Genomic DNA, 25750 nt, shown 5'->3' with positions numbered 1-25750 from the left:
TGATAACAGGCCAGGAACAGCGATCGGGTTGGCGGGGATCAAGGAAAGCCGTCCGGGGACGGTTGAGCTGGAACGGGGCGCCGGTCCTTAGCGCCAGGCCCGAATCAGAGGTTTTGCATCAGCTTGCGCACACCGGCGACATGGCGGCGGCTTACGGTAAGCGGCTCGCCCTCAAGCCCCTTGAGGAACAGCTGAAAATGTCCAAGGGGGGTGCGCTGCAATCGCTCGATACGGTCGCGATAGACCAGCGCATTGCGGTGAATGCGGACGAAACGCTCGCCGAACTCATCTTCGAGCGCCTTCAACGGCTCATCTAGCAGAACCTCGCCGCCCTCATGGCGCAGGGTGACGTATTTGTGGTCAGCGATGAAATAGATCACCTGAGGCAATGGGATCAGTTCAATGCCCTTGCGGGTCCGTGCGCTGATATGGGTGCGCGGGCCGGTGCCGCTCACCGCCGCAGGACGCGTCAGCGCCGCGAGTTGCACACGATTGGGCCGCTCGGCTTTCTTCAATGCTTCGGCGAGGTGTTCGGGCCGTACCGGCTTGACCAGGTAACCGACCGCGCTCACCTGGAAGGCGTCCAGCGCAAACTCGTCGTGGGCGGTGCAGAAGATCACCGCAGGGGGAGCGTCGCGCTCGCACAGCTTGGCTGCAACCTGGAGGCCATCAAGCCCCGGCATACGGATATCCAGCAACACAACATCGGGACGCAGTTCCTCGATCAGGGACAGCGCCTCTTCGCCATTGGAGGCGGAAGGTTCCAGGACACGATAGCCGTCAAGGTCACCTACCAGTCGGCTGAGGCGCTCGCGGGCTAGAGGTTCGTCATCGACAATCAGCACATTCATACAGTTCTGGCTTCCTGCTTTTGTGTCGCACACGGATAGCGTAGACAGGTGTAGTAACGGGCATTACGCCGCTCCACGCTGAGACTCGCCGCGGGACCGAAAAGTGCCGTTAGTCGTGCGTCTATATTGAGCAGCGCTTGCTGAGTCCCTCTAGATGGCAGCTTTGGAGCCGTCTCATCAAAGGGGTTACTCACCTGCAAATGGAACACGCCATCAGCATAGTACGCCGCCACGCTGACCACCCCGCCCTCGATTCTTGGCTGGATTCCATGGATAAGCGCATTCTCCAGAAGCGGCTGCAGGGTCAGCTGGGGTATCGGCAAATCATCCGGTACGGTATCGACCTGCCATTCAACTTTCAGCCGTTCGCCGAGCCGGTACTGCTCGATTGAAAGGTATCGGCGTGACAATTCCAGCTCTTCGCGCCAAGGCACCAGGGTGCCGGGGCGCGCCAGGCTGGCACGGAACAGATCGGACAGGTCGAGCACCGCTTGCTCGGCCTTGGCTGGATCGGTGACCAACAGGCTCGCGATGCTGTTCAGGCTGTTGAACAGAAAATGCGGTCGAATGCGCGCCTGCAATGACTCGATGCGAGCACGAAGCTCGGCCTGCTCCTGCCGCCGCCATTGGCTCTGCAGATAGAAATAGCGCAGCAGCAGGCCAGACATGATCAGGCTGATCAATGCATGGCGCAGATACAGATTCACCTCGCCGACGCGCGTCAGCGGACCGCCAAGCTGATAGATATCGGCAACCGCCGTGCACGCCAGCGTCAGCCCGACCACCATCGCACAGCAAGCAAGCCCTGCCAGCCAAGCCGGCAATCGCGCCAGCAGCGGTCGCAGCTGACAAGTCAAACCGGCCGACAGCAACATCACCCACTGCACGAACAATGACGCCAGCGCCAGGCGCATCCAGTTGAAACCTGGTTGCATCGGCTCGGCGAGCACCAGCACGAGCACCAGCAACTCGGCGAGCAGCACCAGGCCGAGCAGCGCGTCGGGCTGGCAGAGTTCAGGCACGAAGAAGTCATCGACAGGGGCCGCCGGCCGCGTTCGATCGAGTTTATTTGTTCGCATGAATTGAGTTTCCGCGCCGCAGGAGCGCAAAGCAAGGCGAGCCCGGCAAGGCGGCCACTGCCGTTGCGAAGTGGGAGCCGAGTCTATCGACTCGGAACGTTGCAATGATGACGAACGGTCGCCAGTTCCACGCTTCGGCAGTCATGAATGCGGCTGTATCGGCCGATACAAGGTGTTCTACGAGCAATTCGTTTTGGCGCATGGTGGCGCAATGCTTGCATCCCATTATCGACCCGCCAATTGTTACCGCTGCCCCAGGAGTTTGAACCGTGCTGCTGTTTTCCTCTCTGCGTAGCCGCTTGCTACGCCCGGTATTCCTGACGCTGTGCGGCGCCGTTCTGGTGCAAGTACTGGTTGCTCTCGCATTGACCCGGGGCACCATCGACGGGCTCGAACAAGACATCGAGCAAAGCCTGGGCGAAGATTCGGCGCGCCTGCTGCAAGCGCTGCGCTCGGCCGATGCCGAAGTCAGGGGCGGGCTTACCAACCTGGCCGAACGCATGACCAGCGATCTGTCCCAGGGACTGACACAGCGATTGACCGAAGAGCAGAATCAGCTGAAAGACGTGCTTGAGCGTCACCTCAAGCAGTCCGGCGACGACCTCGCCACGCTGCTCGCTGGCGTCGCGCCAGCTGCGATCTGGGACAACGACGTACCGGCGCTGACCGAGTTCGTCAGAATGGCTCACCGCAACCCGGCGGTCGTCTTCGTCGTTTATTTCGATGCCAATGGCAACCAGCTCACCCGCCACTTGAACCGCCAGGACCCCCGAGTCAAAGCACTGCTGGGCAAGGGCACCGGACGCACCGCGTTCGACAAGGTACTGTCCGCGGCCAAGAGCGACCCAACGCTCTATCTCGCCAAGACATCAATCAACCCCAAGGGGGCGGATATCGGCCAGGTGATCCTCGGCTTCTCCACCTCAGCGGTGAGCACGGAGCTGGCGGCGTTCGACAGCCGATTCCAGACACTGGTCGCCAGCGGAGCGAAGCTGGTGGAAGCCGGTCTCGCAACCACCGCCAGCGACAGCGCAAAAATCATGGCGTCAGGCCTGGCCGCGGCGACGGAAGTGGCACAAAGCATCGAGTCCAATAGCCAGAAGGCAGTGGAGCGCTCCGCTTCGGCGCTGCTTTGGAAAATCAGCGTTGGCCTTGCTGTCATCGGAACACTGCTCCTGCTCGCCGTCACGCTGGTGCTCGGACGCCAGGTACTGCGCCGGCTGGGCCTGCTCAGCACCGCGCTGCGCGACCTTTCGGCCGGCCACGGCGATCTCACCCAGCGCGTGAAGATTCACAGCGCAGACGAGGTGGGCGAGATGGCTGACGCGGTCAATCTGTTCCTGGCCAAGCTCCAGCCGATCGTCCAAGAAGCACGCGCTATCGCCGTACAGACCGGGGCGGAAATCGACACACTGGGCAACCGGAGCCGCTCCGCTGCAGCCGCGGCCGAGCGCCAACGTGACGAGGTCGCCCGAAGCCTGCAGGCGTTGGCCGACATGACCCAGCACGCGCAGAATGAAAGCCGCGCCATGCAGACTGCACTTGATCAGGTTGCCTCGATTCGCAAGTCCGCGGTAGATAACGAGGCGATTTCCGAGCAGGTGGGCCGTACGATCGAAGCGCTTGGCAGTGGCGTACAGACAAGCGCCTCGGTGATCGAAAAACTGGCCAAGCAGAGCGAACAGATCGAGGTGGTACTGACCGTAATTAAGGGCATCGCCGAGCAAACGAATCTGCTTGCGCTGAACGCTGCCATCGAAGCCGCTCGCGCCGGCGAGAGTGGTCGTGGATTCGCGGTGGTGGCCGATGAAGTGCGAGCGCTCGCCAGCAAGACTCAGCAGTCGACCGGCGATATCCAGGCGCATATCGAAAGCCTACAACGGGGTGCACGTGATGCCGTCTTGGCGATCAACACGGCGGGCAAGCAAGCCGAAAGCGGCGCGGCTTCCCTGGGGAGCAGCCGCGAGCTACAGCGCGCCTTGCAGACTGCCGTCGAGCAAGTGCACCAGGTCGTAAGGGAGGCAACCAAAGGCGCAGAACACCAAGCCAGCACCGCAACGGCCGTGCGCCAGCGGGTCGAAGTCATCTTGACCGAAGCCGAACGATCCGCCGACGCGGTGACTGCAACCGCGGCCAGTGGTAAGGAACTGGGCGTGCTTGCGCAGAGGCTCGAAGCCAGTCTCGGCCAGTTCAAGGCCTGATAAAGCCGCTCGCTGCGGAGCGCCAGCACGGAAGCCGCGCGTAACCCTGTTATTATTCGGGCCCTCCAATTTGCCCATCCGATTCAGCGAGCGCATACATGAGCACCGACAAGACCAACCAGTCCTGGGGCGGCCGTTTCAGCGAGCCCGTCGACGCCTTCGTCGCCCGATTCACCGCCTCCGTCGAGTTCGACAAGCGCCTCTACCGCCACGACATCATGGGTTCGATCGCCCACGCGACGATGCTGGAAAAGGCGGGCGTGCTGAACGCCGATGAGCGCGACCAGATCATCGCCAATCTGAAAGACATTCAGGGCGAGATCGAGGCCGGAAAATTCGACTGGCGCGTCGACCTGGAAGACGTGCACATGAACATCGAAGCACGCCTGACCGATCGCATCGGCGTGACCGGCAAAAAACTGCACACAGGGCGTTCGCGCAACGATCAGGTCGCGACCGACATCCGTCTGTGGCTGCGCGATGAAATCGACCTGATCCTCGGCGAAATCACACGACTGCAAGAGGGCCTGCTAGGCCTGGCCGAAGCAGAAGCGGACACCATCATGCCCGGCTTCACGCACCTGCAGACCGCGCAGCCGGTGACCTTCGGCCATCACCTGTTGGCCTGGTTCGAGATGTTATCGCGCGACTACGAGCGCCTGGTCGACTGCCGCAAGCGCACCAATCGCATGCCGCTAGGCTCGGCCGCGCTGGCCGGCACGACTTACCCGATTCAGCGCGAGATCACCTGCGAACTGCTGGGTTTCGAGGCCATCTCCGGTAACTCGCTGGACGGCGTCTCGGATCGCGACTTCGCCATCGAATTCTGCGCCGCCGCCTCAGTGGCGATGATGCACCTGTCGCGCTTCTCCGAAGAGCTGGTGCTCTGGACCAGCGCGCAGTTCCAGTTCATCGACCTGCCTGACCGCTTCTGCACCGGCAGCTCGATCATGCCGCAGAAGAAGAACCCGGACGTACCGGAACTGGTACGTGGCAAGACCGGACGTGTGTTCGGCGCGCTCGCTGGGCTGCTGGTGCTGATGAAAGGCCAGCCACTCGCGTACAACAAGGACAACCAGGAAGACAAGGAGCCGCTGTTCGACGCCGCCGACACCCTGCGCGACTCGCTGCGCGCCTTTGCCGATATGGTCCCGGCGATCAAACCCAAGCGCGACATCATGCGTGAAGCCGCGCTGCGTGGTTTCTCCACAGCAACCGATCTGGCCGACTACCTGGTGCGCAAGGGCCTGCCCTTCCGTGATTGCCACGAGATCGTTGGCCATGCGGTGAAGTACGGACTGGAGAGTGGCAAGGACCTGGCTGAAATGAGCCTCGCCGAGCTGCGCCAATTCAGCGACCAGATCGGTGAGGACGTCTTCGCCGTGCTGACCCTGGAAGGGTCGGTGAATGCCCGCGATCACATCGGCGGTACGGCACCCAGGCAGGTTCGCGCAGCCGTTCAGCGCGGCCGTGAATTGCTGGTCACTCGCTGAGCCAAGTCACCTGGGCAGGCGCGAGGCGGCTCGTGCCTGTCAGACCGGAGAGTTTTCATGTCGTTGAACATTCGCCCCGCCAGCCGCGATGACGCCGCGCTGATCCTGCGCTTTATCACCGAGCTGGCAATCTATGAGCGCGCCGAGCATGAAGTGAAAACCGATGTCGCAGGCATCGAGTCCAGCCTGTTCGCCGAAGATGCCAGCGCCAGCGCGCTGATCTGCGAGCGCGACGGCCAGCCGATCGGCTATGCGGTGTATTTCTTCAATTACTCGACATGGCTTGGCCGCAATGGCCTTTATCTCGAAGATCTTTACGTCACACCCGAGGCCCGGGGCACCGGTGCAGGCAAGGCGCTGCTCCAATATCTGGCGCGCTTGGCAGTGTCGCGTGGCTGTGGGCGCTTCGAGTGGTCGGTGTTGGACTGGAACGAACCGGCCATCCAGTTTTACGAATCACTGGGTGCACGCCCCCAGGATGAATGGACGACCTATCGCCTGACCGGTGAAGCGCTACAGGCGTTGGCGGAGCAGGCCTGAGATTGACACGAGCGGGAACTCGACCGGTCGGATGGCGCCAAACGCCTTGACGCCCGAGACTGCTCCCCCTTATGCCCGACCTCAAAACGTTGCTGCTCAATCAGGACACCCAAGGTGCCGAAGTATTCGACTCACCTAAGGAGCGCCTGAACTTCTATCGCTCGGAAATTCACTTCGAGTCGACGCTGCTGGCCAGCCGCACCAGCGGCTATCTGTCTTCGCAGTCGTTTCTGATGATCGCCTTCGCCTCGTCCATGGCCAACACTAATCCCGACTGGGGCAGCCTGTTCAGGCTGGTGGTGCCGAGCGTCCTGGCGCTGCTTGGGCTGCTCACTTCGCTGCACGCAATCCCCGGCATTCGCGCGAGCTTCGACGTGATCGAGCGCTGGCATCGCAAGCAGGCCGAGCTGCTGCAGACCGAAGGCAATGTTGGCCTGCTGCCCAACCACGATTCCGCTCTGTTCGGTGAAGGCAATAGCCCGCCGGGCGGGAAGCGCTACAAACGTACACTGCTGTTCTCGCTGCGCACGCCCATCATTTTTGGCGCCGTATGGGCGCTACTGGGCGCGTTCTGCATCGTTCTGTATGTCTTCGGCTGATCAAAGCCAGTCGCGGAACTTGAACCAGGCGTAGGGGATGATGGCTGAAATCACCATCATCCCAAGGGCCATCGGATAGCCAAACGACCAACTGAGCTCGGGCATGCTCTCGAAGTTCATGCCATATACCGTGCCCACCAGCGTTGGCGGCAGGAACAATACCGCCGCAATGGAAAACACCTTGATGATGGCGTTCTGTTCGATATTGATCAGGCCCAGCGTGGCGTCGAGCAGAAAAGCGATATCACCCAACAGCCGCGCCTGATGCTCCCCAAGCGAACGCACGTCACGCTCCAGCGCCTTTAGCAGGCCCTTGGCGGCACCCTGCCTGGGCTCGTTAGCATGCAGGCGATAAAACGCCAACAGACGGGTTGAGCTGAACAAGCTTTCACCCAGCTGCGACAGGAGCGAACGGTGCTGCCCAAGCTGCTGGATGATCTGCTGAAGGTCCGTGCGCTGCTCCTTTCGCACGTCGAAGATGCACCTCGACAAGGTCTGAAGCTGGACCTGAACGCTTTCCAGCACGTCGGCAATGCGATCAACCACAGCGTCCGCCAGGGCGAGAAAGATCTGATGACTGGAGGAATAGGTCGACGGCTGCCGAGAACTCTTCGTCTCGAACTGCCGGAACGCACTGAGCTCGGTATAGCGAACGGTCACCAGGCAACGCTTGGTCAGGACAAAGGTGACTTGGGCATTTTCCGGCCGCCGATCGGCGATCCCCATCACCACCGTTGTGGTCATGAAGATGGCGCCGTCCTCATCGTAGAAGCGCGACGAGTCTTCGATTTCGGCGAGTTCTTCGCGGGTCGGAATGTCCAGCCCCAACGACGATTCGATAAAACGCTCTTCCTGCGAATCAGGCGACAGCAGATCGGCCCACAGCATATTGTCAGGGAGCGACTGCAGATTTTCGGCAACGCGCCGCACCAGCGCGCCGTTTTCAAGACAGTGAAAGATGATCATTGCTGTAGTCGTGTTCTCGATAAGTCATAGTAAGAGTAGAAACCGACCCAAGCGAAGCGTTCAGCCGGCCTTTTCCGCCTGATGCCAGCTTGCCGGTAGTCACCTCAACACGCTATCGAGAACTTCCCTGACGAGAGTTGCGACATGAACGATGCCACGTCCGATGATGATGAAACCTTTGCCGAGGAAACACTGATCCAGGCAATCGAAAACCAGCTTGAAGCCGGGGAACCCGCCGCTGCCCAGGCTACGCTGAACAAACTGACACTGGTCGGCTACGAGCGCGACGAGATTCTCAAGCTGATGGCGCTCGTGCTCGCCGGGGAGATCCGGCAGATGCTCGAGCAAGACCGCCCGTTCGACATCGAAGGGTACGAAGCGCAGCTGCGCAACCTACCCGACCTAGCCGAATAGTCTTAGACGGCGGCAGGCGCGCACGTAGCATCTACACTTCCGCAAACAGGGCCAACGCCCATCACCCGAGGAGCAGACATGTCCTACACCCCAGAAGTGGTAGCCGAGCTGGAAATTCTTCGCCTGTTCAACCTCGACAACTCACTCGAAGGCCTGAAAGTCCACCACGACGCCGGCGACGCGGCGATCGCTGCCGCCCAGCGCCTGCATAGCAAAGGTCTGACAACCCTACCCGACGGCGGCTACCTGACGAGCCTTGGACGCGACGCCGCTGAGCACGCCCAAGTGCTGCTAACAATTCTCACTGAGCCCGTTCCGGCTTAAGCTTGAGGCGACCAGAGCCTAGCCGAGCACGCCATCTACCGGTTTGACCACCGCACAGGCGCTCGGCTATCACCCGTTTCTTGCAGCTGCGGCCTTCGCTGACCCGTGCTAGTTTTCGCCTTTCGCCTCGATCAACATGTCGGACAACATCGTTTGCCTGAACCAATCCCCACATGACGCGCCACCAGGAAATCCGCCCAATCCTTGAAGAGGGAATCGATCGCAAGGTGCTCGCTGCGCTTCGCGCTCGCTTTCTTTCATTGAATGCCGCGCGCCTGGAACGCACCCGGCTTGTCATGTCGTCCCGCCAACAGGCGGTACTCACACTGTTGCCGCTACTTTTCCACGTAAACCATCCAATTCTGCCGGGTTACGTTTCCAGCACTACACCAGCCGGACTGGCAGGGTTCGAGCCCGACGCCGAAACTTTGGCTGAAGCTCAGCGCCTGAGCCGCTCGTTCACCTACAAGCCACTGCGCGGTAAGCCGCCGCAGCCGATTCTCGGCCTGTTTCTCATGGGAAGTCTTGGCACCGTTGCGCAAGACGACCAAAGCGACCTGGATGTCTGGGTTTGCCATGATCCGGATCTGTCTGCGCAGCAACTCAGCGAACTGCAACGCAAATGTGAGCTGCTACAGGGATGGGCCGCGACTCAAGGCAGCGAGGCGCATTTCTTCCTGGTCGATCCGGTCCGCTTCACTCAGGGCGCCCGCGAAGCCAAGCTGACCTCCGATGATTGCGGCACCACTCAACACTATCTGCTGCTTGATGAGTTTTACCGCACCGCGATCTGGTTGGGCGGACGCACCCCACTCTGGTGGCTAGTGCCTGATTACGAAGAGCATCGCTACCGCGACTACGTGCGCACCCTGCTGGACAAACGCTTCGTGCGCAGCGACGAGGTGTTGGATCTGGGCAGTCTCGCCAGCATCCCGCCCGGCGAATACCTCGGGGCCGGCTTGTGGCAGCTGTACAAGGCCATTGAGTCGCCCTACAAGTCGCTGTTCAAGCTGCTGCTGATCGAGGTCTACGCCAGCGAGCATCCTCAGGTGCGCTGCCTCAGCCTCGACTTCAAGCAGGCTGTGTATGCCAATCGACTCGATCTGGACGAGCTCGATCCTTACATAGTCGCCTACCGCAGAATCGAGCACTACCTCGACAGCCGCGGCGATCAGGAACGCCTCGCACTGCTGCGGCGTTGTCTATACCTGAAGGTCAACAAGCCCCTCAGCCAGCCCTTCAACGGCCGAAACAAAAGCTGGAAAAGGCGGTTGCTTGAGCGCCTGGTGGCGGAATGGAAATGGGATGATCGACAGTTTGCCCAACTCGACGCACGGAGCCAGTGGAAGGTGCGGCGGGTCGTCGAGGAACGCCGAGCACTGGTCAACGAACTGACCTACGGCTACCGATTCCTCAGTGAATTTGCGCGGCGCCTGCAGATCATCAGCAGCATCAACGGTCGGGATTTCGGTGTGCTTGGCAGGCGCCTGCATGCCGCGATCGAACGCAAGGCGGGCAAGGTTGAAGCCATCAACCTGGGCATCGCGCCCGACCTGGCAGAGCACAGCCTGACCCTCATGCAGGGCTATGACGCCGCGGACGACGTCTACTGGGCGCTTTACGAAGGCAACCTGAATGCCCAACAGCTCAGCAATTTTTCGCCGCTCAAGCGCTCCCGCGAGCTGGTTCCACTTTTAGCCTGGTGCCATCGCAACGGCATTATCGATACGGCCACGCATGTCGCCCTGCACCCCGGCGACAGCGGCTTGACGGAAGCCGAGCTGTTCGCGCTGTTGACCGATATCCGCCTGGCATTCCCGATGCCGCCTCAGGCACTAGCTGACGAAGCGCTGTTGGTCGCGGCGAGCCCCGTCAAGGTCCTGCTGCTGGTCAACGTCGGTCTTGACCCGCTGAACCCACAGCAACCCCTATCGTTCGACGAGCTAACCGAATCGCTGCGGCATGCCGTTACCCGAGACAATCTGGTGCTGAGCGTCGACCAACTGACACTGAACAGCTGGAGCGAGCTGATCGCGACGCGCTATGAAGGCACCTCCCCTTTGCCGGATTGCCTGCGTGACTTCCTTCAAGAGCTGCCGATTCGTGGCGAGCGGCCCGATCTGCAAATACGCTGCTTCAGCCGAAATGCCGGCATGGCACTCGCGCGACGTATCAACACCGTTTTTACCGACGCCCAAACGTTGCTCGACGAGCCGGGTGAGAGCCGCTACCTGCTGCAGGTCCGCCAGCACTACCACCTGCTCGATCTGGTGAGCGGGAATGTCCGGCACACCACCTTGAGCGACATGCCCGCATTGCTGGAACATCTCGGCGAGGCTCATCACAGCGTGCGGCCCATCCGCGTGGAGCGACACGCGCTCGAAGGGACCGACCTGCCGTTGATTCTTGGACAAGCCAGGGCGCACTGCCTGCAAGTCTTCTATCGCGTTAAGGGAAGCCTGGCGGAAATCACCGTTCTGGATGAATTCAACGCGCTCTGGCGCCAGCAACAGCCCTATCGAGACGAGCAGAGTCTGCTGACACCCCTGCTGCGGTTTTTGCAGTCGGTGAGTTACCGGCGCAACACCCAGCTTCCATTCGAGGAGAGCCGGCTGGCAGCGATGGACATCCTGTTCTACCGGCTCATGACACCGGCAGCGGGCGAGACAGTGAACATCGAGCGGAGACCGCCGCCACGGGAAAACATCGGCGATCCTTACTATGACGTGCAGGCAATCGTCGAACACAGCGAACGAGGCCGCTCACGGGTGACCCTGTACTGCAACCATCAGGAGTTTTCGAGCCTGGAATATGGCGCCGAGCTGTTCGCCGCAGTCGCGCATTTCATTCTTGCGCAGCGACGCGGCGCCGAGCGCTACCCCTGTTATATAACCGACCTCGACATGTCCGGCCTGCACGGCACTGGCCGCGCCCAAACTGTTCAGCACCTGCGCTACAAAGCGCACCTGGAGGCAGCGCTCAACCAGGCGCTGAAGTCGCTCTGATCCGTCCCGGTGCGAGAGCGGACGTGCTCACGACGCCCTCAGAGAGTGACGTCGCCCGCCGCTTCCGGCTGATATTCGACAGCCAGCAGGGTCAGCTTGAGTACCTTGCCGCTGGGCGTCGGCCAATCGATGTGCTGCCCCACCGTCATGCCTAACAGCGCTGTGCCTACCGGTGCCAGGACCGAGACAGTACCTTCCTTGCCGGCATCCTGAGGAAACACCAATGTCAGATGGTAGTCCTTGCCGACACCCTCCTCGCGACAATGGACGCGGGAATTCATAGACACCACGCCAGCGGGCAGCTCGCTGCGCTCGACCACCTGGGCGCGGGACAACTCTTCCTCGAGTGCCTCGGCGGCCGGACCGTAGTCAGCCAGGCCGTCAAGCAAACGCTCGAGCCGCTGGAGATCGGGTTGAGTGATGATGATGGGCGGTGCGCTGGTCATGGGTGCGGGTAAGCTCCTAGAAAATTAAACAGACAAAAAAACAAAACCCCGCCCGAAGGCGGGGTTATTTAACCTGCAACCGACCCTATCACAGCCCATTAAATAAGCAAGGGTGCCGGAATCATGGCTTGGGCCTGCCGCCCGCCACCCTTACAGGTCTTCGAATTCCAGCGCCTCGCCGCCCTGCTCCTGAGTCACCCGGGACAAAAGCTCACCGAGACGTTCATCGTTGGCATCGCAGATCCACAGCGAGGTCGACTCGTCATAGTCGAAATGAAAACCACCGGAACGCGCCGCCACCCACAACTGGCGCAGCGGGGGCTGACGGCTGAAAATCAACTGGGTGCCGTTCTCGAAACGCACGGTCAGCACGCCACCGGAATTCTCCAGGTCGACGTCCATTCCGCTGTGATCGAACACGTCCTCGATTTCCTCCTGCGCAGCGTCAACAAGATCGTGAAAGCGGGCTTCGCTCAGGCTCATGAATCGATTTCCTCGGTACGGGTTGCATGGCGGCAACGGGGCCGCCGACGATGCTGGCGAGCTTAGCAGGCCACCGCCGCGTCTAGCGAGCGGCTGTCCGGGCAGAGGTCCAAGGTGGGACCGGCGAGCGCGGCCACATAGGCAATCCGACGGGTGCTGGGTATACTCCGGCCCATCGATTTTTCTAGGATTGCACCCCAATGAAGCGTCTGCTGCTTCCACTCATCGCACTGGCGGTTCTCGCTTCCGCGCTAACCGGCTGCGGCCAGAAAGGCCCGCTCTACCTTCCGGACGACGAGGCAACTGCCAAAGAACGTTCCAAAGACCGATTCGAACTGTAAGGAGGCATTCATGGAGGCCTTCTCGTACCGCGACGGTCAGCTCTTCGCGGAGGGCGTGGCGTTGCCCGCTCTCGCGCAACGCTTCGGCACCCCCACCTACGTCTATTCTCGGGCTCACATCGAGGCGCAGTACCGCGCCTATGCCGACGCGCTGCAAGGCATGCCGCATCTGGTCTGTTTTGCGGTCAAAGCAAACTCCAACCTTGGCGTGCTCAACGTACTGGCCCGCCTGGGTGCCGGCTTCGACATCGTTTCGCGTGGCGAACTGGAGCGCGTACTGGCGGCCGGTGGTCAGCCTGACCGCATCGTGTTCTCGGGCGTAGGCAAGACCCGCGACGACATGCGCCGCGCGCTTGAAGTCGGTGTGCACTGCTTCAACGTCGAGTCCACCGACGAGCTTGAGCGCCTGCAGCAGGTTGCCGCCGAGCTGGGCGCAGTGGCACCGGTCTCGCTACGGGTCAATCCGGACGTCGATGCTGGGACCCACCCGTACATCTCAACGGGCCTCAAGGAAAACAAGTTCGGCATCGCCATTGCCGACGCCGAGGAGGTCTATGCCCGCGCTCACGAGTTGAGCAATCTGGAGGTTGTTGGCGTCGATTGTCACATCGGCTCGCAGCTCACCACGCTGCCACCGTTCCTCGATGCGCTCGACCGGCTACTGGCCCTAATCGACCGCCTCGCCGTGCGTGGCATCCGAATCAAACATCTGGATCTGGGCGGCGGGCTGGGCGTTCGCTATCGCGAGGAGCAGCCCCCGCTGGCCGGCGACTACATCCAGGCCGTGCGCAAGCGCATCGACGGACGCGACTTGGCGCTGGTGTTCGAACCCGGCCGCTCGATCGTCGCCAACGCCGGCCTGTTGCTGACCCGTGTTGAATACCTCAAGCACACCGAGCACAAGGATTTCGCCATCGTCGATGCGGCGATGAACGACCTGATCCGCCCGGCGTTGTACCAAGCCTGGATGGATGTCGTACCGGTGCAGCCGCGCGAGGGCGAGGCGCGTCACTACGACATCGTCGGCCCGATCTGCGAAACCGGAGACTTTCTCGCCAAGGAGCGCCCGCTGGTGCTGGCTGAAGGTGACCTGTTGGCGGTCCGTTCGGCCGGTGCCTATGGTTTCGTCATGAGCTCGAACTACAACACCCGCGGCCGCGCAGCCGAGGTGCTGGTTGACGGCGACGAAGCCTACGAAGTGCGCCGCCGCGAAAGCGTGCAGGAGCTTTATGCCGGCGAAAGCCTGCTGCCTGCCTGAGGCCACGACGATGCTTTTGCGTTTTACCAAGATGCACGGCCTGGGCAACGATTTCATGGTCATCGACCTGATCAGCCAGCACGCGCACATCCAACCCAAGCACGCCAAGCAATGGGGCGACCGGTATACCGGCGTGGGCTTCGATCAGCTGCTGCTGGTCGAGCCGCCGCACAACCCCGATGTGGATTTCCGCTATCGCATCTTCAACTCCGACGGATCGGAAGTGGAGCAATGCGGTAACGGCGCGCGCTGCTTTGCCCGCTTCGTGCTGGACAAGCGCCTGACCATGAAAAGGCAAATCCGCGTCGAGACCAAGGGCGGCATTATCGAGCTGATCGTGCGGCCCGACGGGCAGATCAGCGTCGACATGGGCCCGCCTCGCCTGATTCCGACTGAGATCCCCTTCCAGGCCGATCAACAAGCCTTGAGTTATCCGCTTCAGGTCGATGATCAGCAGCTGGACATCGCGGCCGTATCCATGGGCAACCCCCATGCAGTGCTGCGCGTGGAGGATGTCGATAACGCTCCGGTGCACCAGCTCGGGCCGAAGATCGAGCACCATTCGCGCTTTCCTCAGCGGGTCAATGCCGGTTTCATTCAGGTGGTCGATCGTCAGCACGCCAAGCTGCGTGTTTGGGAGCGTGGCGCAGGCGAAACCCAGGCCTGCGGGACCGGCGCCTGCGCTGCGGCAGTCGCTGCCATCCAACAAGGCTGGATGGATTCTCCGGTGCAGCTCGATCTGCCAGGTGGCCGTCTGTCCATTGAATGGGCAGGCGCTGGACACCCCGTTATGATGACCGGCCCCGCTGTTCGCGTATTCGAAGGACAGGTTCGCCTATGACCGAGCAAAACCAGGACAAGCCACAGCTGCCCGACGCAGAAGCCGTCGCGGCCTATCTGCGAGCCCATCCGGAATTCTTTGTCGATCACGACGAGTTGATTCCCGAACTGCGCATCCCTCACCTACCTGGCGGCGCGGTGTCGCTGGTCGAGCGGCAAGTTAAGCTGCTGCGCGAGCGCAACATTGAAATGCGCCATCGCTTGTCGCATCTGATGGACGTGGCCCGTGACAATGATCGGCTGTTCGACAAGACGCGTCGGCTGGTGCTCGATCTGCTGGATGCCAACAGCCTGGAAGAAGTTATCGGCGCGGTGGATGAAAGCCTGCGGCACGAGTTCCAGGTGCCCTTCGTGAGCCTGATCCTGTTCAGTGAAACGCCGCTGCCAGTCGGCCGCAGCGTTACCAGCGCCGAAGCCCAGCAAGCCATCAGTGGATTGCTTGGCAGCGGCAAGACAGTCTGTGGTGTGCTTCGCCCGCACGAACTCGCCTTTCTCTTTGGAGAAGAAGAAAGTCGCAGCATCGGCTCGGCTGCGGTGGTCGCCCTGAACCAGCAGCAGGGCATCCTGGCGATTGGGAGCGTGGACCCGCAGCACTATAAGAGTTCACTGGGCACCCTGTTCCTCGGTTACATCGCCGAAGTGCTGACGCGCGTACTGCCCTCCTATTCCACGCCACTGCGCTCGGTGCGTTGAGAACACAGACCACCCGCTACGGCTGAGTGCCAGGCCCAGCCTTAGGCGAGCCGGCACTCCCAGGAAGCCGCTCATGCAAACCGACCTAGACGCCTACTTCGAACACCTGCGCACCGAGCGACAGGTATCGCCGCATACCCTCGACGGCTATCGTCGCGACCTGGTCAAGGTGCTCACCTTCTGCGAAAAGCAGCGGCTGGCCGAATGGGGGCAACTCAAAAGCCCGCACGTGCGTCAGCTTATTGCCGAGCAGCATCGCCACGGCCAGTCCGGACGCAGCCTCGCTCGGCTGTTGTCCTCGCTACGCGGGCTGTATCGGTATCTCAACCAGGAGGGCCGCTGCGCCCATGATCCGGCTGCCGGCATTTCCGCACCCAAGGGCGAACGGCGCCTGCCGCGCTTGCTAGATACCGACCGAGCCATGCAGTTGCTCGATGGCGGCGTTGAAGACGATTTCATCGGTCATCGTGATCAGGCGATGCTGGAGCTGTTCTATTCATCAGGGTTGCGCCTGGCCGAGCTGGTCGGGCTGAACCTCGACCAGCTGGACCTGCCCGCGGGACTGGTTCAGGTCCAAGGCAAGGGCAACAAGGCACGGGTGCTGCCCATGGGCCGCAAAGCGCGCGAAGCCCTCGAAGCGTGGCTGCCAGTGCGTGCGCTGAGCAATCCGCCGGATGGCGCCGTGTTCGTCAGCCAGCAGGGTCGCCGGCTGGGTCCACGAGCGGTGCAGCTACGGGTGCGCCAGGCAGGCGTGCGTGAACTGGGTCAGCACTTGCACCCGCACATGCTCAGGCACAGCTTTGCCAGTCACATGCTGGAGTCCTCCCAGGATCTGCGCTCGGTGCAGGAGCTGCTCGGCCATGCCGACATCGGTACCACCCAGATCTACACCCACCTGGACTTCCAGCACCTGGCCAAGGTCTATGACCAGGCGCACCCACGCGCCAAACGCAAGCAAGGCAGCGACCAATGAGCATTCGCCTGATTACCTTCGACCTCGACGACACGCTGTGGGATGTCGGCCCAGTCATTCACAGTGCAGAAAACAGCCTCCGCGACTGGCTCGGGCAGCATGCGCCTCGACTGGGCGGGTTTCCGGTGGAGTCGCTCGCTGCAATCCGCCGCATGTTGGTTGAATCCGAACCCGGCCTGAAACACCGCATTAGCGAGCTGCGTCGACGCATCCTTTTCCACGCCTTGCATGACGCCGGCTACCCGGAGGGCGAGGCCCGAGATCTTGCCAGTCAGGCATTCGAAGTCTTCCTCGAAGCGCGGCACGCCATCGACCTGTTTCCTGACGTTCACCCAACCCTGGAGCATCTGGCCAATCACTACATGCTCGGCGTGCTGACCAACGGCAACGCGGACGTCCGACGCCTGGGGTTGGCCGACTATTTCCAGTTCACCTTGTGTGCAGAAGACCTGGGGATCGGCAAGCCGGACCCACGGCCGTTTCAGGAAGCGCTCGGGCGAGCGGGCGTAGCTGCCGAGCACGCGGTGCACATTGGCGATCACCCTGACGACGATATCGGTGGTGCGCAGCGCGCCGGCATGCGTGCCATCTGGTTCAATCCAGGCAGCAAAGCGTGGCAGCAAGAGGGCCAGCCCGACGCCGAGGTTCGCAGCCTGGCAGAGCTCCCCGCCCTGCTCGCAAGGTGGCGATAACCGGCCGACGACCCCGCAGCCCAGATACGACAAAGCCCAACACAGGTGCTGGGCTTTGTTGCAATCACGCCTTCCGGTGCCGCGTCGTCCAATCCCGAGTCTTCCGACCCTAGATAGGACGACTGCCGTATTTGCTGTCGGGCTTCTTGGGCGGATCGGCGACCACGTTGGGTTCGACTTCCTGTACGCGTCCCCCGCGTGCCAGAAACTCTTCCATTGCCCGAGCCAACTCGTCACGTTCCTTCTGCTTGGCTTCCAGGCTCGGCAGCTCTTCTACCACAACCGCCTTGGCCTTCTTTTTACTGGTCGGCGCTGCACGGTCGCTGTCGGTGCTTTCGTCGTCGGCGCTGTTATCTGCTTCGCCGTCATCGGCAGCAGGCAGCTCCTCGCCTTCGTCCTCGTCGTTCGTGTCCAGATCGTCTTGTTCTAATTCTTCGTCGCTCATGTTCAACCTCGTACCTTGCCAAAGCGGAAGTTATAGCCCAGCGATGTGCTTTGTTCGCCATCGCCAAAAAAAATCAACTTGCCATCCCGTGCAACGTGGCCAGAACCTGCCTGGCGCCACCTTGATCCCGGTGCTCACCCATGTAGATACCCTGCCAGGTCCCCAATGCCAGCCGCCCCTCGCTGACGGGCAAACTTACCTGGCAACCCAGCAGGCTCGCCTTGAAATGCGCCGGTAGATCGTCCGGTCCTTCGTAATCGTGTTCGTAGCCAGCTTGGCCCTGCGGTACCAGACGGTTGAAAAACCGTTCGAAATCGCGCCGGACTGCGCCGTCGGCATTCTCGTTAACCGTTAATGAAGCCGAGGTATGACGCAGCCACAGGTGTAACAGACCGGTCTCGCATTGTTGCAGTTCCGGCAGTTGTACAAGCAGCTCGTCGGTTATCAGATGGAAGCCTCGCGACCTCGGGCGCAGCGTGATGAGTGTCTGTCGCCACATTCTCAAAGACCCCTTCGGCTCCTGAACGCGCGCATTCTAGCGCGGCGCCAGAAAAAACAAAGGGCGCCCTGAGGCGCCCTTGTCGACAGCGGAGAAATCAACGCTTGTTGGTGAACTCGGGGTAGGCCTCGAGTCCGCACTCGACAACGTCGACGCCCTCGTACTCTTCCTCTTCGCTCACACGCAGCCCCATGACCGCTTTGAGGATGCCCCACACGATCAGGCTGGCAATGAACACCCAGGCAAAGATCGATACCAGGCCTAGCAATTGCGCACCGAATGTCGCGTCCGCATTGGTCAGCGGCACCGCTAGCAGCCCCCACATACCCACAACGCCATGCACCGAAATGGCGCCGACCGGATCGTCAAGCTTGAGTTTGTCCAGGCCGAGGATGCTGAACACGACCAGTACGCCGCCCACACCGCCGATCAATACGGACTGCAGCGCGCTCGGGGTTAAGGGTTCAGCGGTAATGGCAACCAGGCCGGCCAGTGCACCGTTGAGGACCATGGTCAGGTCGGACTTGCCGAACAGCAGACGGGCGGTAATCAATGCCGCGACCAGGCCACCAGCGGCCGCCATGTTGGTGTTGGTGAACACCTGAGCCACCGCGTTCGCGTCTTCGATGGTGCTCATCTTCAGCTGCGAACCGCCGTTGAAGCCGAACCAGCCCATCCACAGGATGAACGCACCCAAAGTCGCCAGCGGCAGGTTGGCGCCAGGGATCGCATTGATCTGACCGTTCGGACCGTACTTGCCCTTACGCGGGCCGAGCAGCAGCACGCCTGCCAGGGCCGCCGAAGCACCAGCCATGTGCACCAGACCAGAGCCGGCGAAGTCCAGGAAACCGGCAGCATCGAGGAAGCCGCCACCCCATTTCCAAAAACCCTGCACTGGGTAGATCACACCCGTCATTACCACCGCGAAGGCGATGAACGCCCATAGCTTCATCCGCTCGGCCACCGCGCCGGAGACCACCGACATGCAGGTGGCGGCGAATACCACTTGGAAGAAGAAGTCGGCACGGGTCGAGTAATACGGTGCGTCTTCACCACCTGCGGCGACCACGTCCACCGCGTTCTCGTCACCGATCAGAAAGCCCAGGCTCGGCAGGATGCCGCCGTCCGGACTGGAGTACATGATGTAGTAACCGATCAGCAGGTACATGATCGACGCCACGGCGTAGAGCACGATATTTTTGGTCAGGATCTCGGCGGTGTTCTTCGCCCGAACCAGACCGGCTTCGAGCATGGAGAAACCGGCCGCCATCCACATCACCAGCGCACCGCAGATGAGGAAGTAGAAGGTGTCGAGTCCGTACTGGACGGGTATCAAAGCTGTGCTATCCATTTTTTATCACCTTTTGCCGAGCGCCTCGCAGCGCTGTTCGGTTAAGGCGCCCGGGTTGGCTCCGGGCGCACTCCGTGTGCTTACAGGTTGTAGCCGCGCTCGTTGTGCAGGCTGAGATCCAGGCCGATGGTTTCTTCTTCTTCGGTGACCCGCAGCCCCATCACCACATCGATCACCTTGAGGATCACGAAGGTGACGATGGCGGTGTAGACGACGGTGAAGAGCACGCCCTTGAACTGGATCCACAGCTGCAGTGCGATGTTTTCCACCTCACCAAAGCCGCCCAGTGCCGGGGCCGCGAACACGCCAGTCAGCAACGCACCCACGATGCCGCCGACTCCGTGCACGCCAAAAGCGTCCAAAGAGTCGTCGTAACCGAGCTTGCGTTTCAGGCTGGTTGCACAGAAGAAGCAGATGACGCCGGAGGCCAGACCGATAATCAGCGCGCCCATCGGGCCGACCGTACCGGCGGCTGGTGTGATGGCGACCAGACCGGCCACGACACCCGAAGCGATGCCCAGGGCGCTGGGTTTGCCGTGAGTGAGCCACTCGGCGAACATCCAGCTCAGCGCAGCCGCAGCGGTTGCGATCTGGGTCACTAACATGGCCATTCCGGCTGTGCCGTTAGCAGCCAGCGAGGAGCCGGCGTTGAAACCGAACCAGCCGATCCAGAGCATCGCCGCGCCGACCAGGGTGAGGCCGAGGTTGTGCGGCGCCATCGGCGTGGTCGGGAAGCCTTTGCGCTTACCGAGCACGATGCACGCCACCAGGCCAGCAATACCGGCATTGATGTGCACCACGGTGCCGCCCGCAAAATCAAGCACACCCCAGTCCCACATCAGGCCGCCATCGCCGCCCCAGACCATGTGCGCGATCGGTGCGTAGACCAGCGTGAACCAGACGCCCATGAACACCAGCATTGCGGAGAACTTCATGCGCTCGGCGAACGCACCGACGATCAGCGCCGGGGTGATGATGGCGAAGGTCATCTGAAAGGTGATGAACACACTCTCCGGCACGGTACCGGTGAGGCTGTCAGGCGTCAGGCCGCTGAGGAAGGCGCGACCCAGGCCTCCAACGAAGGAGTTGAGGTTGGTAACACCCGCTTCCATGCCGGTCGTATCGAAAGCCAGGCTGTAGCCGTAGACCATCCAGAGGATGCTCATCAGGCCGGTGATGGCGAAGCACTGCATCATCACCGACAAGATGTTCTTAGAGCGGACCATGCCGCCGTAGAACAGCGCCAAGCCCGGAATCGTCATGAACAGCACCAGCGCGGTGGCCGTAAGCATCCATGCCGTATCGCCGGAATCAAGCGTTGCCTCCTGCGCCATGGCGATGCCTGGGCTTATCAGAGACAAAAGGGCTCCTAGCCCTGCGAATTTTCGCAGAGTCATGGTTTTACTCCTGGGGCGTGGGGGTTCGTAGGCCTGCTAGGCAGGCAATCGCAAATGCTCGGACGGTGCGTGGCGACGTGTCGGGCGTTGCCGCCCGCTCAAACGCGCGCTACGCGTCGGGCCGTCAGATTGCGTCGGTATCGGTTTCGCCTGTGCGGATGCGAATGGCCTGTTCCAGATTCACGACGAAGATCTTGCCGTCGCCGATTTTTCCGGTGTTGGCCGCCTTGGTGATCGCCTCGATCACGCGATCGAGTTGGTCATCGGCGATTGCTACGTCGATCTTCACCTTCGGCAGAAAATCGACTACGTATTCAGCCCCGCGATAGAGCTCGGTATGGCCTTTCTGACGACCGAAGCCCTTGACCTCGGTGACCGTGATGCCCTGGACGCCAATCTCGGACAGCGACTCGCGTACGTCGTCCAGCTTGAACGGCTTGATGATGGCAGTGACTAGTTTCATGAAACTTCTCCCGTTTAGGTGGACTTGCCCCAGAAGTACGAACCCGGCTCAAGTCTAAGCGCAGTGTCTGGCTCTTGTAACGCGCCGGCGTTGCCGAGCGACCATCCGACACCATCAACCGATCCGACGAAACGTCCCGAATCGCCTTTGCACCGCTACCTGCTGGTGCATGCGTCATGAGGAGCTAAGCAGAATCGATGCCAGCTTTTTGCAATGCCCGGCGTGAGGCGCTTCGCAAAGGGCGGGCGCGGCCACATCACGGCTCGCCCGCCCGGATAGCGCACCATGCCGGTGCACGACACCGCAACGGCATGCCCGCAAACGTGCACGCGTGTCGGCAGGACGGTCGAATAGCCCGTGTTACACTGCGCGTCGCTCAGAAACAGGTAATGCTCATGTTCCCACCCAAAGCTTTTCTCGACGCCGTCGGCGCCCAGGCCTCGCGGCTATTCAGCGGTGAAAACCCCCTCCCCCGCGCGGAAGTCGAAGCCCAGCTCAAAGGCATCGTGCAAGGTGCGCTGAGCAAGCTCGATGTGGTCAGCCGTGAAGAATTCGACAGCCAGATGATCGTGCTTGCACGCACCCGGGCGAGACTTGAAGCCCTCGAAGCCAAGGTCGCCGAGCTGGAAGAGAAACTCGCGCCACCCGCGTCCGAATAGGCCGGCTGGCGTCACGATCAAAGGAGTGATCGGATGTCCCTCGCAATTGTCCACAGCCGTGCCCAGGTCGGCGTGGAAGCGCCCACCGTCACGGTGGAGGCGCACCTTGCCAATGGCCTGCCTTCGCTGGCCTTGGTCGGCCTACCGGAAACGGCGGTCAAGGAAAGCAAGGACCGCGTGCGCAGCGCGATCCTGACGTCCGGCTTCGACTTCCCGGCCCGACGAATCACGCTCAATCTTGCCCCAGCCGATTTGCCTAAAGATGGTGGCCGCTTTGATCTAGCCATCGCGCTGGGCATATTGGCGGCGAGTGGCCAGATCCCTGCGGACCGGCTGGACACGCTCGAATGCCTGGGCGAGCTGGCGCTTTCCGGCACACTGCGGCCGGTACAGGGCGTGTTGCCCGCCGCGCTCGCGGCCCGCCAGGCAGGACGCGCCCTGCTGGTGCCACGAGCCAATGCCGAGGAGGCCAGCCTGGCGTCGGGATTGGTGGTCTACGCCGCCGACCACCTGCTGGAAGTCGCTGCGCACTTCAACGGCGTGACTCCCATCGAACCGTTTCAAGCCCAAGGCCTGTTGCGCCAGGTGCTGCCCTACCCTGATCTCGCAGATGTACAGGGCCAGGCTGCCGCCAAGCGTGGGCTGCTGGTGGCCGCAGCGGGTGGCCACAACCTGTTGTTATCCGGTCCGCCTGGTACCGGCAAGACATTGCTTGCCAGCCGGCTACCCGGCCTGCTTCCACCTCTGGAAGAACAGGAAGCGCTGGAAGTCGCAGCAATTCAGTCTGTCGCCAGCCAGTCTCCCTTGGCGCACTGGCCACAGCGCCCTTTTCGACAGCCCCATCACAGTGCATCGGGGCCAGCTCTGGTTGGCGGCGGCAGTCGGCCAAGGCCGGGGGAAATCACTTTGGCGCATCAAGGTGTACTGTTTCTCGATGAGCTGCCGGAATTCGACCGCAAGGTCCTGGAAGTGCTTCGCGAGCCCCTGGAATCAGGCTGTATCGTCATTGCCCGCGCGCGCGACAAGGTGCGCTTTCCAGCACGCTTCCAGTTGGTCGCGGCGATGAACCCCTGCCCCTGTGGCTACCTGGGCGACTCCAGCGGTCGCTGCCGCTGTTCGCCGGACCAGATTCAACGCTACCGCGGCAAGCTCTCCGGGCCGCTGCTCGACCGCATCGACCTGCATCTGACGGTCGCTCGCGAAGCCACTGCGCTGAACGCACCACTGGCTGGCAACGAAACCACGCAGCGGGTCGCAGCGCAGGTGGCCGAAGCGCGGCGTATTCAACTCAAGCGACAGGGCTGCGCGAATGCTTTCCTCGATCTTGCCGGTTTGCGCAACCATTGCTCATTGCAACCGGAGGACCAGCAATGGCTCGAACGCGCCTGCGAACGCCTGGGACTGTCGCTACGCGCTGCGCATCGGATCCTGAAGGTCGCACGCACACTGGCGGATCTTCAGCCGGCCGACGCCATTGGTCGCGCACACCTGGCCGAGGCATTGCAATACCGACCCGGCAACCAGACGGGCTGAAACCCGAAACAGCTTCCTGCCCGGCTCAACGGTCATCGGCAGGGCTCGAACAGCCTCCCGACAAAGTGAGAAAAATACGCTGCAACGTGCTGCTGGGTGCGGTCACAACCAAGGGTCCAACCCCATCGCCGCGGAGCGGGCCCGGTCGAAAGCTGACCAGTATGTTAGATTGCGTCCTCTTCGCCACAGGCGGCCACTCCCCAATCGGTTATCAAGGAGCGCAGCATGGAGGCCAACAAGTCTTCCTCTCCCACCCTCAATCCCCCGGTGTTCTACGGCTCTGCCGTGCTCATCCTGTTGCTAGTGATCTACAGCGTCGCCACTCCGGAACATGCTCAAGGCATGTTCAGCGATGTCCAGGCCTGGATCATCGCCAATGTCAGCTGGCTCTACATTCTTGCAGTCGCCATCATCCTGCTGATGGTTGTATTGCTGGCGCTCAGCCGCTATGGCGAGATCAAGCTGGGCCCTGACCACAGCGAGCCGGACTACAGCTATCTGACCTGGTTCTCGATGCTGTTCTCGGCAGGCATGGGCATCGGCCTGATGTTCTTTGGCGTCGCCGAGCCGGTCATGCACTTCCTCTCGCCGCCGGTTGGCGAAGGCGGCACCGTCGCTGCTGCGCGCGAGGCCATGAAGATCACCTTCTTCCACTGGGGCCTGCATGCCTGGGCCATCTACGCGATCGTCGCGATGATTCTGGCCTACTTCAGCTATCGGCAGGGCTTGCCACTGACGCTGCGCTCCGCCCTGTACCCACTGATTGGCGAACGCATCTACGGCCCGATCGGCCATGCGGTAGACATCTTCGCCATTATCGGCACCGTCCTCGGCGTCGCCACTTCGCTGGGGCTGGGTGTCACGCAGATCAACACAGGACTGAATCACCTGTATGGCGTGCCCATTTCCGTCCCGGTGCAGATCGCACTGATTGCGGGCACCACCGTGCTGGCGACTATCTCGGTGGTGACTGGCCTAGACAAGGGCGTACGGAGACTCTCGGAACTGAACCTGACGCTGGCCGTCCTGTTGCTGTTGCTGGTGCTGATTGCCGGGCCGACCGTGTTCATCCTGCAGACATTCGTGCAGAACACCGGTAACTACTTCTCACAGATCGTCACCGCGACCTTCAACCTCTACGCCTACGAGCCGAACGACTGGATAGGCGGCTGGACGCTGTTCTACTGGGGCTGGTGGCTGGCCTGGTCGCCCTTCGTTGGGCTGTTTATCGCGCGCATTTCGCGAGGTCGCACCATCCGCGAATTCGTCACCGGCGTGCTGCTGGTCCCGACAGCCTTCACCCTGCTGTGGATGACTGTGTTCGGCGATACAGCGATCCACATGATCCTCTGGGAACACGTCACCAGCCTGGGCGAAGCCATCGAGCGAGACAGCTCACTGGCACTGTTCGCCTTCCTCGAGTATTTCCCCTTCGCCTCGCTGCTGTCGCTGATCGCAATCATCATGGTGGTGGTGTTCTTCGTCACCTCGGCGGACTCCGGTGCGCTGGTCGTGGACATGCTCGCCTCCGGCGGTCAAGGCCAGACACCTGTGTGGCAGCGCGTGTTCTGGGCCGGTTCCATGGGAGCGGTCGCCATCGCCCTGCTGCTTGCGGACGGCCTGACCGCGCTGCAGACCGCAACCATTGCCAGTGCCTTGCCCTTCACCATCGTGCTGCTCTGCGCCATGTGGGGCTTGCTCAAGGCGTTGCGCGTGGATGCCACCAAACAAGGCTTGCGCTATCAGACGGTCAGCACCACGCCCACAGCGCCGCAGTCTGAAGGTGGCTGGCGCCGTCGAGTGCAGAACCTGACCAAGTACCCACGCCGTCGCGACGTGGAGCGCTTCATCGTTGCAATCGCGGCGCCCGCGTGCGCTGAAGTGGCGGAAGAACTGCGCAAGCAGGGGTACGCCGTGGAGCTTACAGGCGGTGAAGACAACCGCACCGGGCTGCAGATCACCCATGAGGGCGCGCCTGATTTCATCTACCAGATCCGCCCGCGCGGCTATCCGATGCCGAGTTTTGTTGCCACCGAAGAGGGCGATTCTGACGAGGCGACCTACTTCCGCGCCGAGGTTCACCTCAGGGAAGGCGGGCAGAATTATGACGTGATGGGCTGGAGCCGTGATGGCGTGATCGGCGACATCCTGGACCAGTACGAGAAGCACATGCACTTCCTGCACATGGTTCGCTAAGCAACAACG

General features: G+C 61.7%; 26 protein-coding genes. 16 read left to right on the top strand and 10 right to left on the bottom strand.

Going from position 1 to position 25750, the window contains the following annotated elements:
- Nucleotides 1-104: 104 nt before the first annotated feature.
- Nucleotides 105-851, bottom strand: coding sequence for a DNA-binding response regulator (locus C1896_02460; GenBank protein AZZ43881.1), 747 nt, complete (start codon nucleotides 849-851; stop codon nucleotides 105-107).
- Entirely contained in the window at nucleotides 848-1930 is a 1083-nt protein-coding gene (locus C1896_02455) for an alginate O-acetyltransferase (GenBank protein ID AZZ43880.1), read from the bottom strand. Before C1896_02455 ends, C1896_02460 begins: the two co-directional genes overlap by 4 nt.
- Before the next feature lie 269 nt (nucleotides 1931-2199).
- On the opposite strand from C1896_02455, the gene C1896_02450 reads away from it, so the two are divergent.
- The 4 genes from C1896_02450 to C1896_02435 all read left to right on the top strand — a co-directional run bounded on the left by C1896_02450 (nucleotide 2200) and on the right by C1896_02435 (nucleotide 6763).
- On the top strand, nucleotides 2200-4131 hold the full coding sequence (locus C1896_02450; GenBank protein AZZ43879.1) for a methyl-accepting chemotaxis protein: 1932 nt from the start codon (nucleotides 2200-2202) through the stop codon (nucleotides 4129-4131).
- A gap of 98 nt (nucleotides 4132-4229) precedes the next feature.
- Nucleotides 4230-5624: an argininosuccinate lyase gene (argH, locus tag C1896_02445; protein AZZ43878.1), complete on the top strand. Its 1395-nt coding sequence runs from the start codon at nucleotides 4230-4232 to the stop codon at nucleotides 5622-5624.
- A gap of 57 nt (nucleotides 5625-5681) precedes the next feature.
- Nucleotides 5682-6164 carry a GNAT family N-acetyltransferase gene (locus C1896_02440; protein AZZ43877.1) on the top strand — a complete coding sequence of 161 codons (483 nt, stop codon included), beginning with the start codon at nucleotides 5682-5684 and terminating at the stop codon, nucleotides 6162-6164.
- A 71-nt stretch (nucleotides 6165-6235) separates the two neighbouring features.
- Nucleotides 6236-6763 (top strand): hypothetical protein, encoded by a 528-nt coding sequence (locus tag C1896_02435; protein ID AZZ43876.1) that lies wholly within the window; start codon nucleotides 6236-6238, stop codon nucleotides 6761-6763.
- On the opposite strand, the gene C1896_02430 is transcribed toward C1896_02435, so the two are convergent.
- A complete protein-coding gene (locus C1896_02430; protein AZZ43875.1) occupies nucleotides 6764-7729 on the bottom strand; it encodes a magnesium transporter in 966 nt (321 codons plus the stop codon).
- A 144-nt stretch (nucleotides 7730-7873) separates the two neighbouring features.
- Between C1896_02430 and C1896_02425 the strand changes: the two genes are divergently transcribed.
- The 3 genes from C1896_02425 (at nucleotide 7874) to C1896_02415 (ending at nucleotide 11472) form a co-directional block, all read left to right on the top strand.
- The gene (locus C1896_02425) at nucleotides 7874-8143 is read left to right on the top strand and encodes a hypothetical protein (GenBank protein AZZ43874.1); all 270 of its coding nucleotides are present in this window, start codon (nucleotides 7874-7876) and stop codon (nucleotides 8141-8143) included.
- Nucleotides 8144-8221: 78 nt separating this feature from the next.
- Nucleotides 8222-8467: a TIGR02647 family protein gene (locus C1896_02420; GenBank protein AZZ43873.1), complete on the top strand. Its 246-nt coding sequence runs from the start codon at nucleotides 8222-8224 to the stop codon at nucleotides 8465-8467.
- 173 nt (nucleotides 8468-8640) lie between these two features.
- Nucleotides 8641-11472, top strand: coding sequence for an adenylate cyclase (locus C1896_02415; GenBank protein AZZ43872.1), 2832 nt, complete (start codon nucleotides 8641-8643; stop codon nucleotides 11470-11472).
- A 38-nt stretch (nucleotides 11473-11510) separates the two neighbouring features.
- Here C1896_02415 and C1896_02410 read toward each other — a convergent pair whose 3' ends face one another.
- Nucleotides 11511-11918, bottom strand: a complete 408-nt coding sequence (locus C1896_02410; GenBank protein ID AZZ43871.1) for a nucleoside diphosphate kinase regulator — start codon at nucleotides 11916-11918, stop codon at nucleotides 11511-11513.
- A gap of 150 nt (nucleotides 11919-12068) precedes the next feature.
- The gene (locus tag C1896_02405; GenBank protein AZZ43870.1) at nucleotides 12069-12401 is read right to left on the bottom strand and encodes an iron donor protein CyaY; all 333 of its coding nucleotides are present in this window, start codon (nucleotides 12399-12401) and stop codon (nucleotides 12069-12071) included.
- A 200-nt stretch (nucleotides 12402-12601) separates the two neighbouring features.
- On the opposite strand from C1896_02405, the gene C1896_02400 reads away from it, so the two are divergent.
- The 6 genes from C1896_02400 to C1896_02375 all read left to right on the top strand — a co-directional run bounded on the left by C1896_02400 (nucleotide 12602) and on the right by C1896_02375 (nucleotide 17198).
- Complete coding sequence (locus C1896_02400; protein ID AZZ43869.1) at nucleotides 12602-12742, top strand: lipopeptide; 141 nt, start codon at nucleotides 12602-12604, stop codon at nucleotides 12740-12742.
- A 10-nt stretch (nucleotides 12743-12752) separates the two neighbouring features.
- Nucleotides 12753-14000 (top strand): diaminopimelate decarboxylase, encoded by a 1248-nt coding sequence (gene lysA / locus C1896_02395; protein ID AZZ43868.1) that lies wholly within the window; start codon nucleotides 12753-12755, stop codon nucleotides 13998-14000.
- 10 nt (nucleotides 14001-14010) lie between these two features.
- Nucleotides 14011-14841 (top strand): diaminopimelate epimerase, encoded by an 831-nt coding sequence (locus C1896_02390; protein ID AZZ47497.1) that lies wholly within the window; start codon nucleotides 14011-14013, stop codon nucleotides 14839-14841.
- The gene (locus tag C1896_02385; GenBank protein AZZ43867.1) at nucleotides 14838-15533 is read left to right on the top strand and encodes a DUF484 domain-containing protein; all 696 of its coding nucleotides are present in this window, start codon (nucleotides 14838-14840) and stop codon (nucleotides 15531-15533) included. The genes C1896_02390 and C1896_02385 overlap by 4 nt, the downstream gene beginning before the upstream one ends.
- 73 nt (nucleotides 15534-15606) lie before the next feature.
- Nucleotides 15607-16506 carry a tyrosine recombinase XerC gene (xerC, locus tag C1896_02380; GenBank protein AZZ43866.1) on the top strand — a complete coding sequence of 300 codons (900 nt, stop codon included), beginning with the start codon at nucleotides 15607-15609 and terminating at the stop codon, nucleotides 16504-16506.
- Nucleotides 16503-17198, top strand: coding sequence for an HAD family hydrolase (locus tag C1896_02375; protein ID AZZ43865.1), 696 nt, complete (start codon nucleotides 16503-16505; stop codon nucleotides 17196-17198). The genes xerC and C1896_02375 overlap by 4 nt, the downstream gene beginning before the upstream one ends.
- Before the next feature lie 109 nt (nucleotides 17199-17307).
- On the opposite strand, the gene C1896_02370 is transcribed toward C1896_02375, so the two are convergent.
- The 5 genes from C1896_02370 to C1896_02350 all read right to left on the bottom strand — a co-directional run bounded on the left by C1896_02370 (nucleotide 17308) and on the right by C1896_02350 (nucleotide 21353).
- Nucleotides 17308-17643 carry a hypothetical protein gene (locus C1896_02370; protein ID AZZ43864.1) on the bottom strand — a complete coding sequence of 112 codons (336 nt, stop codon included), beginning with the start codon at nucleotides 17641-17643 and terminating at the stop codon, nucleotides 17308-17310.
- A gap of 73 nt (nucleotides 17644-17716) precedes the next feature.
- Nucleotides 17717-18142: a hypothetical protein gene (locus tag C1896_02365; protein AZZ43863.1), complete on the bottom strand. Its 426-nt coding sequence runs from the start codon at nucleotides 18140-18142 to the stop codon at nucleotides 17717-17719.
- 97 nt (nucleotides 18143-18239) lie between these two features.
- The gene (locus C1896_02360) at nucleotides 18240-19493 is read right to left on the bottom strand and encodes an ammonium transporter (protein ID AZZ43862.1); all 1254 of its coding nucleotides are present in this window, start codon (nucleotides 19491-19493) and stop codon (nucleotides 18240-18242) included.
- 80 nt (nucleotides 19494-19573) lie between these two features.
- Entirely contained in the window at nucleotides 19574-20890 is a 1317-nt protein-coding gene (locus tag C1896_02355) for an ammonium transporter (protein AZZ43861.1), read from the bottom strand.
- A 124-nt stretch (nucleotides 20891-21014) separates the two neighbouring features.
- Nucleotides 21015-21353 carry a nitrogen regulatory protein P-II 2 gene (locus C1896_02350; GenBank protein ID AZZ43860.1) on the bottom strand — a complete coding sequence of 113 codons (339 nt, stop codon included), beginning with the start codon at nucleotides 21351-21353 and terminating at the stop codon, nucleotides 21015-21017.
- A 395-nt stretch (nucleotides 21354-21748) separates the two neighbouring features.
- Between C1896_02350 and C1896_02345 the strand changes: the two genes are divergently transcribed.
- The 3 genes from C1896_02345 (at nucleotide 21749) to C1896_02335 (ending at nucleotide 25741) form a co-directional block, all read left to right on the top strand.
- The gene (locus C1896_02345) at nucleotides 21749-22012 is read left to right on the top strand and encodes a hypothetical protein (protein AZZ47496.1); all 264 of its coding nucleotides are present in this window, start codon (nucleotides 21749-21751) and stop codon (nucleotides 22010-22012) included.
- A 33-nt stretch (nucleotides 22013-22045) separates the two neighbouring features.
- The gene (locus tag C1896_02340) at nucleotides 22046-23545 is read left to right on the top strand and encodes an ATP-dependent protease (GenBank protein ID AZZ43859.1); all 1500 of its coding nucleotides are present in this window, start codon (nucleotides 22046-22048) and stop codon (nucleotides 23543-23545) included.
- Between the two features lie 225 nt (nucleotides 23546-23770).
- On the top strand, nucleotides 23771-25741 hold the full coding sequence (locus C1896_02335; GenBank protein AZZ43858.1) for a choline transporter: 1971 nt from the start codon (nucleotides 23771-23773) through the stop codon (nucleotides 25739-25741).
- The last annotated feature ends 9 nt before the right edge of the window (nucleotides 25742-25750 follow it).

It is taken from the genome of Pseudomonadaceae bacterium SI-3, from assembly GCA_004010935.1.
Taxonomy (GTDB): domain Bacteria; phylum Pseudomonadota; class Gammaproteobacteria; order Pseudomonadales; family Pseudomonadaceae; genus Stutzerimonas.
This window is presented reverse-complemented; position numbering and strand designations above follow the sequence as displayed.